Source organism: Psychrobacter fjordensis (assembly GCF_904845995.1).
GTDB classification, from domain to species: Bacteria; Pseudomonadota; Gammaproteobacteria; order Pseudomonadales; family Moraxellaceae; genus Psychrobacter; species Psychrobacter fjordensis.
On the sequence record NZ_CAJGYP010000001.1, the window covers coordinates 659,057 to 672,751 of the forward strand.

The 13,695-nt window shown below is 41.8% G+C and carries 10 protein-coding genes and 3 tRNA genes; all 13 read right to left on the bottom strand.

Annotated features, from left to right (window positions below):
- Positions 1 to 27: 27 nt before the first annotated feature.
- The 13 genes from JMW61_RS02720 to JMW61_RS02780 all read right to left on the bottom strand — a co-directional run bounded on the left by JMW61_RS02720 (position 28) and on the right by JMW61_RS02780 (position 13,689).
- A complete protein-coding gene (locus JMW61_RS02720; RefSeq protein WP_201549290.1) occupies positions 28 to 918 on the bottom strand; it encodes a PilW family protein in 891 nt (296 codons plus the stop codon).
- Positions 919 to 962: 44 nt separating this feature from the next.
- Positions 963 to 1,613 (bottom strand): type IV pilus modification protein PilV, encoded by a 651-nt coding sequence (gene pilV / locus JMW61_RS02725; protein ID WP_201549292.1) that lies wholly within the window; start codon positions 1,611 to 1,613, stop codon positions 963 to 965.
- On the bottom strand, positions 1,610 to 2,095 hold the full coding sequence (locus tag JMW61_RS02730; protein ID WP_227687340.1) for a pilus assembly FimT family protein: 486 nt from the start codon (positions 2,093 to 2,095) through the stop codon (positions 1,610 to 1,612). Before JMW61_RS02730 ends, pilV begins: the two co-directional genes overlap by 4 nt.
- 361 nt (positions 2,096 to 2,456) lie before the next feature.
- Positions 2,457 to 3,290 carry a ComF family protein gene (locus JMW61_RS02735; protein ID WP_227687341.1) on the bottom strand — a complete coding sequence of 278 codons (834 nt, stop codon included), beginning with the start codon at positions 3,288 to 3,290 and terminating at the stop codon, positions 2,457 to 2,459.
- A gap of 24 nt (positions 3,291 to 3,314) precedes the next feature.
- Positions 3,315 to 4,787 carry a phospholipase A gene (locus tag JMW61_RS02740; RefSeq protein WP_201549294.1) on the bottom strand — a complete coding sequence of 491 codons (1,473 nt, stop codon included), beginning with the start codon at positions 4,785 to 4,787 and terminating at the stop codon, positions 3,315 to 3,317.
- Positions 4,788 to 5,178: 391 nt separating this feature from the next.
- Positions 5,179 to 7,326, bottom strand: a complete 2,148-nt coding sequence (gene dsbD, locus JMW61_RS02745) for a protein-disulfide reductase DsbD (RefSeq protein WP_201549302.1) — start codon at positions 7,324 to 7,326, stop codon at positions 5,179 to 5,181.
- 167 nt (positions 7,327 to 7,493) lie between these two features.
- A complete protein-coding gene (locus JMW61_RS02750) occupies positions 7,494 to 8,048 on the bottom strand; it encodes a protein-disulfide reductase DsbD N-terminal domain-containing protein (protein WP_201549304.1) in 555 nt (184 codons plus the stop codon).
- A gap of 611 nt (positions 8,049 to 8,659) precedes the next feature.
- Positions 8,660 to 9,760, bottom strand: a complete 1,101-nt coding sequence (locus tag JMW61_RS02755; protein WP_201549306.1) for a hypothetical protein — start codon at positions 9,758 to 9,760, stop codon at positions 8,660 to 8,662.
- Positions 9,761 to 10,050: 290 nt separating this feature from the next.
- A complete protein-coding gene (locus JMW61_RS02760) occupies positions 10,051 to 10,986 on the bottom strand; it encodes an AraC family transcriptional regulator (RefSeq protein ID WP_201549308.1) in 936 nt (311 codons plus the stop codon).
- A 594-nt stretch (positions 10,987 to 11,580) separates the two neighbouring features.
- Positions 11,581 to 11,656, bottom strand: a tRNA-His gene (locus JMW61_RS02765).
- A gap of 39 nt (positions 11,657 to 11,695) precedes the next feature.
- Positions 11,696 to 11,772, bottom strand: a tRNA-Arg gene (locus JMW61_RS02770).
- A gap of 97 nt (positions 11,773 to 11,869) precedes the next feature.
- Positions 11,870 to 11,946, bottom strand: a tRNA-Pro gene (locus JMW61_RS02775).
- A 234-nt stretch (positions 11,947 to 12,180) separates the two neighbouring features.
- Positions 12,181 to 13,689, bottom strand: coding sequence for an McrC family protein (locus tag JMW61_RS02780; RefSeq protein WP_227687342.1), 1,509 nt, complete (start codon positions 13,687 to 13,689; stop codon positions 12,181 to 12,183).
- Between the last annotated feature and the right edge of the window lie 6 nt (positions 13,690 to 13,695).

A 13,695-nucleotide genomic window follows, 5' to 3' on the forward strand; every position in this document is an offset into this window, starting at 1 on the left:
TCTTCTTAATAGTGACACTCTACGATATTAAAGACCCGTCACTAACATCACGCGAGCGTTACGTAACAAGATAGTTGACTCATAACTACGGCGATAGAACTGAGCACGCGTCGCATCAGCTATTAGACTTTGCTCCTTTCCTAGTACCGTAAAGGTCAGCTTATCGTCTGTATTTATCAATGGCGTATTACTACGAACAATAACTCCAATCTTCACAGTTGTAATTGAAGGCTTATCGGTCAACTGTGTATAGATATTGGCGGGTAGATAAGTCAAATTATTTATGTCCGTCTGTGCCCCTAATAGAACTTTAAACTGGTCGATACCTGTTGCGACAACAGTACCATTACCATAAAAACCCTCTGAAACTACGCCTACATCAGTTACCCGCCCAGCATCACAAGCCAAAACCAGATCATTCGGCCCTGAGTCTTCACGTATAAAATAACGTTCGACTACCCAATCATCCGTACCAGATGTCACTTCTGTTCCTTCACAGTCAAACAAAGAACCTTCAGTGATATTGTTATATTGAATAGTCAATTGATCACTAGTAACACTGTCTATATTCGACAACCCAACCCAACCGGCAGAGCCATCACTATTCGTAAAATACTTACTGTCTGTAGCGTTACTCGCACCTAAATTCGTAGTTGTTAATACGATACCACCATGATTAGTGCCATCCGTGATATTAGTAATAGGGTTACCTAAATTGGCAATACGGATATGATCTTCAATGCTCTGTAAAGCAAAAATAGCGCTATCTTGTACTTCTGAAGCACTTTGCTGTACGGTCAGCGTACGCGTATTAATTAAGTAGACTTGCAGCACCGCGGCTGATATTAGCAAACCTAGTACTAAAGATATCATCAGCTCGATGAGCGTGAAACCCTGTGACCTACTAACAACGCTCATTTTAAGCTCGTTCTTATGATGAGTGATATTATGACTGCAGTTCATTAGTACGCCTCCGATATCAAGCATTGGCTACCAGTTTTATAGACGCCGTTACTATCTGCACATGCTTTGGCATTACTATCGTCTAATAAAGCTTCGGTATCATTCCATGCCGTAATCACACACATTTGCTGTTGAATCGCCTGAACTGAAGTACCTGGGCACATAGTGACAGCAATCTCTATTTCTTCATCTGCTGCCATTTTTTTGATCATTAACGTATCACGAGCAGCAAGCTGATTAATGCTACAAGGTTGCTTTGGGGCACTATTACCACTAGTAGTTACTACATCTGTCGATAAACAATTATTACCACTAGCAAGAATACTAATTACATCACCACCCACCGTAACCGTATCAGTCGATGAACTACTAACGATCGCCTGAACGGTTGGCTCAGCACCAGTATCTAACGGTGCTGCATCACTAAAAGAAGACCCGCTTCCTGTGACATAGGCCTCAGGATAGGCACGCATAACTTCAGCCAAATTGCGAACCACTGTTAATGACTTAGTCCGAACTAAACTCTCGTCTGTGGCTGTGATTGCCCTCATCTGAAGCGCACTAAAACCGAGCACAGCAACAGATAATAATAAAACGGCTACTAAGACCTCTACTAGACCCACGCCGCGCTGATAAGTTAAAACCTTCATGGGCAAGTGCCTCCTAACTGGCTACTAATATTTGCAACCGCAGTAATGATCACCTGTCTAGGTGATGCATAATCATTGCTATCACAAATAGTATAAACCATCGCATCCGCTGTCTTGCTTGACTTAAATTCAATCTGGCTAGCAGTAGATTTGATGGTGCTATTAGCATCATATTGATAAGTAGCGATCGTTTCACTGTCGCTTTCAATAACAATTGTGCCCGCATTAGCGCCATTGTTATTATAAGAAAATGTTATGTCTTGGCGACGAATCATGCTTTCAACTTTTGCTTCTTTCAGAGCATTGAGCAGCGTCGCCGTCGTCGACTTAGCTCTTTGATTAGCTAACTGATTACTTATACTAGGCGCGGCAATACTAACGATAATGGCAAGCACAGCAATGGTTACCATCAGCTCAATTAACGTAAATCCGGAGCTGTTCATTCGTAAACTGATTGGTAGACTATTTGTAGATGCGTTCACATCAAATCCCTATTTATAACGGCCATTGTCTGTCTGATAGCGATGCTAAACTCCGCTGAAAGCATTAATCATAGACTCATATTTTTATAGTATTTTCGCTAAAATTTTTATGACTATAGAACATAAAACCTGCAATTTTTATTCCATAATTTTTAGTTGCTATCTAATAACGAAGTAATAGCGGATGCGTCAATAGTACAAGCTATCTAGAACTCGTCATTTTTATCGTATTATTCAATTCAGCGGTGAGAGAAATGTTTTGTTGATAGCCAACAAATTACTATATACAGTTTTCACAATATAGCGCTAAGGTAACAAATTAGCAACATATTAGTATATTTCGAGTAGATGAAAGTAGCTATTAAGGTTGGCTTCCATGTGCTAGAGCATAGGCGGACAAGGAATGTTTATTATGATTTTGGTTATCTAATGTGGTTGCTTTTGGTACAGAAAGTACACGCCCTAATGCCTGTAAGCTGGCACCTGTGGTTGCAACATCGTCGAATAGTAATAAGCGTTTGACGGGTGGATTTTCTATCAATACAAAGGCATTGTCCAAATTACTTAAGCGCTCAGCACGCGTGAGTCCTTGCTGACTGATCGTATCGTCAACTCTCATGACGCCTTGCCACAATGGTATCCGCCAATGCTTGGACAGTTGTGCCGATAAAATACTCACTGGATCGAACCCACGTTTGACCAGTCGTTGATTGGTCGTTGGCATGGCGACAATCACGCTATTATCATGATGACAACCACGCGGCCGTGGTAACTGACGTATGGCATGCAGCAGTATTGGCAATTTGGTTATATCTTCGTGATGTTTAAAGGCTCTAATAGCTTGACGGATCGGATAGTCGTAATAGGTGGCGGCCTGAATAGACAATGAAGTACCAGCAGAAATATCAACCTCAAACGGCTTGGGCAACCACGCTATACTATGATGACAGTGAGCACACAGTAGCCCTCTATTTAAGAGGTGATAAGCCGGTTGGATCAACTTGGCAGAGAGGGGATTATTATTTGAAGGTCTAAAGACTGTATTGGTATTTAGGGCATCATTACTATTTAGTGTTGATTGGCTTTGTAATAGCTGAGACTGTGGTGAGCTACGATAAACACGGCATAACTGGCAGCGTATATCTAGATACTCTGCCAGCCATAGCCCAGTTTGGTAGGGCGCTAATCGCCGCATAAATTACTGTAAGTAGACAAGCTATTAAAAACCGCGCCAGTCATTCAGCACAATACCGAAACCGATAGAGGTATTTTCATGATTGTAGTCGATGATAGATTCACCATAACCTTGGAAAAGCTGCACATAACCATTGATGTTTTCTGACAATGGATAAATATAATCTAGTTGCGCCGCGCCTTTATTGGTGCCTGGATTATAGCGAAGGGTTCCGCTCAAGCTTTGTTGATCAGGCAAATCATATAAGAACTTGATATCGCCATAGCCCATATAGTCTTCAATATCTGGGTTATCATCTGTACTACTACTCTCGTTATTTACTCGAGCCCATAAGCGCGGTACGATCGATAGCTTGCCCCACTCTGCACCTGCCATCAGATAAGCACGGTTCCATGAACGCGATAAAGGATCGTCTTGTCCATTAGAATGGTGAATGGCACCAGCACCCAACATACGCAGACGCCCGCCAAATGGCAGATTGGCGGCGACAGGTTGAGTCAGGAATATTTCGGGCTGATAATCAGTCGCACGGAATGGACGTGAGTTATCTTCGTTATAGACCTGCCAATGCGACTCTTGTGTATAACCAAACCACAAGTCAGCATTACTATCGAATAAATCTTCTGCAACTTTAGATTTTAAAGATATCTGGAATTTTAACTCAGACTCTCTGACATCATTAGAAGTGAAAGACTCTGTTTCCCGCGTTGGTGTGCTTGGATTTAAATTAGGATCAAAAGTATAGAATAGTGGTAATAGATAAGTCGGTCGATATGGTCTTACTGTCCAAGTCCCGCGCTCACTGTTTTTATCCAAATCGTAAGATAAGCTCAGTGGTGTATATTTTTCGATATCAGTCTGAGTGACACCTATGTTAGATAAAATCTGTGCCTCACTATTAGTGTCATCTTCCGTTTCTACGCTGTCGTTTTTCTCCAAGTTGCTTTTTGCGAGTCGTTGATTGCTCACTAAAATAGTATCTGCATCTTCAACCGTCGTACCACTCATAGCCGTTTCAGCCTCAGCAAATACCACTTGTGGATTGCCTGAAATCGTACTTTGAAAGGTTTTTGCTAAATCCAATGGCTGTTTGGTCGTGGTGTAGCTCGGCGTTTTACCTTGACCAGCCACTTTATCAAAACAGGCCAAACGTGCAGCACTAGTATGTACTTGGGTACAATCAAAAAACAACTTCGCCTGCTCAGCAATAAACTCTTTGCTCACTACCTTGCGATTTTGTTCAGCCGTATCTGATTTTGTTGACTGCTCATTCATACCTTGTGGTATTTCAGAATCTTCATATTCAAATGCTGTCTCTGGTATTGGCAACTCATTATAAGTTTGCGTATTGTCGGCAGCATGCACTTGCACTGTAAAGCAAGTTAACGCTATTCCGATAGCAATGTTCAGATGATGTTTCTCTGTTTGAAGTAAGATATTTTTTCTCGCTTTGGTAAGAGGCATAGATGGGCGCTGTGCAGTGATATGGGGAAACATAAGTATCCTTTGTCTCACTGGCATCATCGCCAGCAAGTATATGAAGTAATGAATATGACCATTAGCGTCATCGCTAAAATAGAACAAGACCAATGATATTCAGGTATAAAAGTCCAAAACTGTCATTAGAAATGCGTCTTTAGCATTGTTGCTTTATTGTAATGAAAATATGGATATTATACTAGCGTTATCGCTTCATAATACAAATGTAGATATGAATAAAAGATGTTAAACCAAGTGCTTAGTCTCATTATGATAGACAATTCTTAAGCACATTAAAAAAGCCAATATACTATCATCATAGTATATTGGCTCTTTCGGATTATTAAGCCTCAGCAAAAGACTTACTCATATTGTTAAGTATGAGTCATTAAGCATGAACTATTAATGATCAGTTATTAAGCATCGCCAATGTCTGCTCAAATTCTGAACGACCAATTTCACCTACTTGTTGATTGACCAGTTGACCATCCTGATAATACAGTAAAGCAGGTGGCCCAAATAGTTTATAGCGTCCTAGGATAGCTTTAGAGTCGTCAGTAGTCTCCGTAATGTCAAGTTTGACCAATTGCCAGTCCTGCATCTGTACAGGACGATTATGGAACAAATTCTTGTCCATAATGCGGCATTCTATGCACCACTCAGCAGTAACATCTACAATAATTTTTGGATTGGCAGCGATAATAACATCTAACTCAGCCAATGTAGTGACCGTCTGATCTGTTGCCCTATTAGCAGTTGACTGACTCGTCGTTGACTGTATCATCGGCGCCGCACTCAATGAGGCAAGCGGATGCAGGCTATCATCATTACCTAACGCGGCACCTACCATCAAACAAGCTGCCCAAATACCTGCAAGCAAACCGAATGCCTGCGTAAGCATGCGACCTTTACCCAACCAGCTCCACGCCCATGTTGCTACTACCATGAACCATAATGCCCACACCATCAGCATTACTGGTGATATAAAGACTCGTTCAATTAATAATAATGCCACGGCAAAGAGTAGTAAGGCAAAACCTTGCTTGACCCAATTCATCCACTCGCCAGCTTTCGGCATGATTTTACCTTGAGTTGCACCGATTAAAATAAGCGGAGCAGACAAACCAAACCCAAGCATAAATAAAGCAGCAAAACCGAGCAACGGACTACCAATGGTAGACACCGCAAGCAGCGCACCAAATAATGGTGCAGAGACACAAGGCGATACTACTAAAGCGGACAAGAAACCAGCGACCAAACTACCACCTGTACTACCAAGCTTACTATCACCTGCTTGGCTCAACCCTTGCATTTTACTACTAATGCCTCGTGGCAATCGGATACTAAACACCCCTAGCATATAGAGTGCCAGTAAAACAAAGACGATCGCAAAACTGATTAGGATCATGGGATTTTGTAGCCAACCAATAATGCCCAATGACTCACCGAACACCGCAATGACAGCGCCCAAAATACCATACGCAGTCGCTACACCGATGGCATAACTGGTGGTTAAGATAACGCCACGTTTAACCGTTGGGTTCTCTTCACGAGCAACAATATTGGCGACGATAGGCAGCATGGGTAATACACATGGTGTCAAAGCCAAACCAAGACCTGCTAAAAACAGTAAAATCAGTGCCAAGCCAGGATGCGTTCCTAAGCCAAAAGGATCGCTATCGACGACAATATTGGTAGCCGCTACCGTATCACTTTGCGCAGCGTTAGCCGTGGTCTCTCCATCTGCTCCGGAAATCGTATTAGTCGCTGTCAGCTCACCATCTAGCGAGCCTTCATCTAGTAAAGCATAATCAATAACCTCATCATCTGCCTGTGCTTGCCCTGCTTCAGCATTGTCTGTATTAATATCATTTTCAGACACCTGTGAACCAGCTGCTAGACTAGCGTTAGCTGCTAAATCAGCATTAGAGGTATTGGTGCTACTTTCTACAGACTGCTGCGTTGTAGCAGCGATATTGATAGTCGTATTGATTTTTTCAGGTGGATAGCATAGTCCCGCTTTGGCACAACCTTGCCATCCAATCACAACCGTGGCATTGTCTACACTTTTTCCACTCTTATTCGTCAGAGTCGTGGTTGCGACCATATTGATTTGATCAAATACAGGTACTTTTCCAAAGGTAGGATCATCAATCAGCACAGGCTTCTGACTAAAGGTGAACGGTGCTGCTGTCACCCCATCAGGCAGCGTTAGCTTGATTTTATCTTTATAAACATAATGCTCAGGCGTGATATCAAAATTAATGGCTAAGCGTGTACCACTACCTGTAGCACTAGTGTCGGTAATGACCTGAAATGCTTGATCGACTGGTAGGAATTTTTGCTTTGCGTCACTCTTACTATTGCCAAACAAATCACCCAATCCGGCCGCTTGCGTGGTCATAGACGTCGCTGCCAACCCAGTAGCAACTACACCAGTAGGTAACAGTCCTGCAAATAATGAGCTACTACTTATCGCGAATGCCAGTAGATAAGACTTTTTAGCAGGACGGCTTAGCGTTAGCGATGAGGGTTTTTCTTTTGCCTTAATCGACATGAATGGCTACCTATTTATTACCAATATTCTATAGTTGAATTCAAATAATTTCGATACAAGGAAACCGAGTGCAAGTTATACATTAGTATGCTTAGCGAGGATGACGAGGTAGCGGATTTATATGGATTTGACTATATTTATGACTAAAATATAAATTAACTTACTACCTATCTAACAGCAATATCGACCGTGGTTTTTACCTTTTCTGGTGGATAGCACAAACCTGCAGTGGCACAGCCTTGCCAGCCAATCACAACTGGCACATTCTTAGCACCTTTACCATTATTCGTGGTTAACATAGTAGTGGCCACCATATTTCTTTGCGTAAATACAGGCACCTTACCAAAGGTTGGATCATCAATTGAGACAGGAGACTGACTAAAAGTAAACGGTGTAGCGCTCACGCCTTTAGGAAAATTTAAGGTTAATTTATTCTTATAGACATAATGGCCTGGTGTGATATTAAAATTAATCGATAAGCGCGTGCCTTTAGATGTCGCCTTAGTACTACTCACCACTTGAAAGGCTTCATTAACAGGCAAAAACTTTGATTTGGTATTACTGTTATTGAACAGATCACCCAAACCAGCTGCCTGCGCACTCATGGATGTCATTGACAATCCAGCCATTAACGAAGCACTCATCACAGTAAATGCAAGCACGTAAGATTTGTTAGCCGCACGCTTTTCTATTGCGGCTGATGTTGACGTTTGGATTGACATGAATCACTACCTTTGATTGCTACTTTTAAGGACTGATGGGAAAAACCTAAACCGGCTTTCTTGTATCCAAATTATCTAAAAATGACTGTCTCATACAAAACTCTATAATGTAAAAACGGTATAGAATGGCTTTTATTTTATCTCTTGATAAAAAATATCAACCAATAATTGCCTTATTGATTGATTTTGAGCGATGACTCATTTAAATAGTCAAGCATCTCACCTATACACGGCTCTTTTAGTAGACCTCTGTACTGATACTCTCAATAATAATGAATAGCATAATGGCTAATTTCTATAAGAATCGCTTCTGGATAATACTGACTTCTCAAATAAGGCTCACTATAGCTTGATGACTGGTTTTACCATAGTAAAAATGTGACTCAGTCAATAATATACAACAGTAAGCAAATATTAAGAAAGCTAAGGTAAGGTTTAGAAAGTAGCTATATTGGACATTCGATAATGAAAGGAGTAAGTCAAGTAATCAGTGATAACGCTCGCTCCAACCATTCGAATCTTTGGCGACATTAGGAAGGATAGAGCCCTAAAGAGCAATACAGCCATACTCAATAATAGTATCTAACAATCCATTTGAGAGAATCAAAAACTTAAAGAAGCGGCGTAGAGTCGCCACTATCTGGCATCAAACCTTGCAACAGCAAAACATCTAAATGCTGCTGTTGCAGTTTTTTGTCAAAGTCATTTACTTCTGCAATCAGCATTCTTTCGATACGCTTGTCACTAGCAAACACACTCAGTCGCGCACAAATAACCGCCAGTTGATAAACACGTTTTTTACAATAGCCATCTAACCCTTGCAACAGTCTCACCATATGCGGGGTCTCGAGACTGGCATAATCATAATCTGCAACGACCTGCTGACTAAGGGCCGTAACACCGTAGCTGATAGACAAATGAGCACAGAAATAACAGCTAAATAAGTAACCAACGACATGCCCAATATAATAGCCGCGGTCATAGGTAAAGCTACTCACACCAAAATGGCCAAGCACATAGCTATTGAGACTGCCTTGATCACGGATAGGTTTACCGTATTTTAGCTTGCCTACAGTTGCAAAACACAACGGGTTGCGACCATCTTGGGTAGTCAGCTGCCACCCTGCTGGTTGTTGAGCTGGCATATGACGGATAATATCGGCGATGATATCATCAACCACATGTAACTGCTGCCAAAGACGCTCTAGCCCATCCGTATCCATGAGACCGCGCTTATCAAGCTGCTGAGCGAGTAGATACTGCTGATGCTCTGCAAACTGTAATTTAAGCGTTTGTACCAAATAAGTGGGACGCGTACTGGCAGAGGCCATATATAGCAGCCGCGTACGCTCGTGCTGAGCACGATAAAGCGCCACTCGCTGTTCAGCAATATTATTCTGGTTATCAGCAGGTTTTTGCGTGGTCGAATGGCTATGAGAAAGCCCAGTAGATGAAGTTTTAGACGTTACGTCTGTCTCTGACCCTTCAGCCACTACCTCTTCTGAATTTGGTAACGTAAACAGCGCTAGCAATGTCGCCTTATCAAGTGGCTCGACTATGTTGTCTTGTTCCGTACTTTCTACCAGGCATAGGTTATCCTCAACCTTGTCCGTAGCGTTACTTGTACTTATATTGCTTTGTTTTTTGGCAGACGCAGCAGAGCCTTTTTGGCTATTGGCTTGTGCGCTTGGCTTTGCGGTCGGTTCAGTCATAACATACCATCAGCAGCAAAAATAAACATCATCTAGACTAGATGGTATTTCTACCATACAGTGCAATATATTATTCTAAAAATAAGCACGCACGCCTAGACAACTCATTATTCCATAGTACCTTAACACGAGCACATTGTCAGCCATACATCATCAAAATACCAGGCGTAGCAGTCAGATAAAAAGTCTCTATCGACATCTCATTCACCATGGTTAAAAATAAAAAAAAGCGCTAAAGGCTCAGTGGTGCCCTTAACGCTTTTAATGTAAATAAGTGCAATGACCGCAAGCTAAGCCATTATTCTTTTTTGATATTGCTGACGATACACTTTAGGGGACACCCCATAAACGCGCTTGAATGCCTGGCTAAAGGTCGAGTCTGACGCATAGCCAACCAGCGAACTGATACGGCTGATGCTGTTTTGCTGTAAGCGCAAATAGCGTGCCGCCAAGCGCAGGCGATAATCGATCAGATAGGTCAACGGCGGCATCCCAACTGTATCTTTGAAACGTTGTGCAAAGCTTGAGCGTGACATACCCGCTACTTCGGCGAGATTATGAATCGTCCAACTTTGGCTTGGGTCTTCATGCATCGCGGCCAATGCTTTGGTCAAAAATGGATCTTTCATTGCCTTGAGCCAGTTTTCTGTGGCCTCAGGCAAACTTTCAATATACACACGTAAGCACTCAATCATCATAATACTTGCCCAATGATTGATGACCGCTGTCTTACCCATGCGTTCACGTTCAGCTTCTAGTGTCAGTAGTTTAATTTCGACATCGATGACTTCAAACCTACCATCAGAGGCATCATTGATTTCAGGCAAAATGGGAGGCAGTACAGATAGTAAAGGACGTATCATCTCCTTATCATATTTGCACTCAATCAATATCAAAGATGAATTGGGATCACCGTTACCATTGATTTCAAGCGTATTACTTTTACAATTAGGTAGTAAATCATCCAATGACTCTGCACCATCACCATGATGGTTCAACGCGTAGCTGACATGCCTATGCGCATTAGGAATCATAATCATATCACCAGCATGTGCCTGCCGCAGACCATTACCAACGTCAATGCAAAAACTACCAGACATGACCAAATAAAATAAAATCGTATCTTGCCGAGTGATTGAGTAAGACCAATTACCAGTACCATTCAGGCGATAATATTTGGTTTCGAACAAATGCACATTTTGTAGCAGTACACTCAATGCATCCATCAGTTGCCCCTTCGATAATATAAGATTAGTCGCATCATATGGTCCAATATCTATGATATCGCCACGATAGTAGCGTCGCTTGATATACGATATGTACGTAGTATTCTAGACTAATATAGATTTAACCATACTATAAGCAAGCAAAATCTATGTACGGCAGCACTAAGCTTGCTATGGCTACAACTGTTTTGCGCAGCACTATTTTTATTTGATACAGTCGGTTCAGTATAATTTGGATATAAAGAAGGCTAGTGAAAGTACTACAAATAGTAGACTAAGCGAGCCTGACACCGTATCCAATTTATAGAAGATGGACTATAACTGATGTTGTATTGAATAAATCGTCTATACCAAACGTCTTTAAAACTTTATCATGATGCACAACTTAAAAGCTTATCTTTATTGGCTCATATAATAGCCATTAAGGAATAATGAAGAAGGTACAGAGACAGGTCGCTTATACAGAAGACTTGTCATCAAAACAAATCGTATAGACGCAAAAAATCGCCAAAAGTGGCAGAGTCTGATTATTAACAAAGGGGTTTTTAATGAGGTAACGCTAGAGATACTAAAAAGAGGTAATGCAGAAAAAATTGGGGCGACTGATGGGACTCGAACCCACGACAACCGAGATCACAACCCGGGGCTCTACCAACTGAGCTACAACCGCCATAACTATTGCCTGATAAGACAAAATTTGCAGGCTAAATGGTGCGCCTGGCAGGATTCGAACCTGCGGCCACCTCCTTAGAAGGGAGATGCTCTATCCAGCTGAGCTACAGGCGCTCTTAGAGGACTTTTATACATTAAAGTCAGTTCTAAATATACCAGAAACTAAACCATTATACATAAAAAAAAGCCTGTAAGGCTCTTAAAAAATAGATGGTCGGAGTGATAGGATTCGAACCTACGACCCTCTGGTCCCAAACCAGATGCGCTACCAAACTGCGCCACACTCCGAAAATTTCTATTATCACGATAGTTTGTTGCTTAACTTGTTATCAGAAATACTGCTAACTCGTTAATGTTCCTCGCTATCGAGGTGCACATATTAAGCGGAAACGGTGGTAGTGTCAACACTTATTTTTGATTAATTTAAAAAATTTCTAAATTATTTCAAAAACACCTACTTTTCATCAAAACAGCTTAAACAAAAAGTCTTTCCTACGACGGCGCTAACCATCGGTAGCGCCATTATACTCGATTCAAGGCCGAACACAAGCACTCGTTTATCGTTCCAGTAAAGACATTAAATGGTATGAGCCATAACTGAGCAGAATTCATATTATTATCAATATCTTGACCATTCAGAGACCGTTGACTAAGTGCTATCTGTTGTCTCTCATCACCTTGTACAGGATAGACCAACCAGACCTGATCTGCTTGGTAAGCCTGCGCATAACTGGTCAATTGATAAGCGTCACTGGCACTAATGCTCGCTGCGTGGGATAAATGCTTCCATTTAATATCGATGACATGACTATAACTTCCTGACGCGTTAATGTGAGAAGCTGCTTCTGTATTGTACTGATCTTGGTGGGTATGGGTATCGGCATGAGTATCATTATCAATCTCTGTCTTATATATAAGTAAATCAGGTCGTATGGACAAGCAGGCCTGCCCTTCTGTATCACTTAGCCAGACACTTTGTGCTTGATATAACGGTCTATAGTTCGGACTTATTTGATTAAACATCGCGGCAATACGCTGACTGACCCATTGCTCAAAGGCTTGATTCATGTCAATCAATAGGCATAATCGTGGTGATGCTTGTTTGTGTTTAGATGCTTTACTGGGTTCAATCATGTGACCCGTTTCGGTATTGGACTGTTGCAATAACCAATAAGCCAAGTCCACCAACTGCTGCATCGTCTGTAATTTTTGCACGTGAAGTGGCAGCACTGCTAGCTGTTGCTTTGCCTGATGATACATCGAGTCGAGCCGCTGCATCTCATGCTGGCTTAGCATAGATATTGATTGCCACGCTTGCAAAGATTTAGGTGTAGTGGATTGTCCTAATAAAGGGCTTAATAGCATCAAAGCACTTTTAATCAATCGATTGCCTAGCATGTCTTGGCTCAGCACACTGCTCTCACAGACAAACTTATGCGGCTGCATGCTGTTATGGCGCAGCTGCTCTTTGATGAGTAGTCGACCTTGTAGCGATGCTTGGTTGTGGGTTTGCGATTGATAATGCTTGGTCGGTTGATGCTGTGTCAATCGCTGCAAAAACTGCGTGACTAGCCAATCTGATAAAGGCAATGCGGCTATCGGTAATGACGTAAGCTGAGTACTAATCTGGCCTAAATTTTTTGTATGAGGCAGTTTATTGCGGGTTCGATCACTATGACCAATCAAATCAGACATCATGCCTTGCACCCATTGACGGGTTTGTGCGAGATTGCTATCTTGAATAGATGGATTAAGCTTTGGCAATATCTCTAGTACCATACCACTAGGCAGGAGAATGATACCAATATAGTGCCCGACTTTCAGCTGCCACTGCCCTTGCTGACGTTTGATGCTGAACACAGAGAATTCTTGTGCCATCAGCCAATGAAAATCAGCTATCTGTAAGAAACTATCAGCCGTTAGGCGTTGATGCTCAAATACAGTGATAACGTTCGTATCAGGCGCGCCAATATCCCTACGATTGATATTATTGCTTGTGATTCTCGGACTTTTCCTATCGCTATTTATCAATTTTCA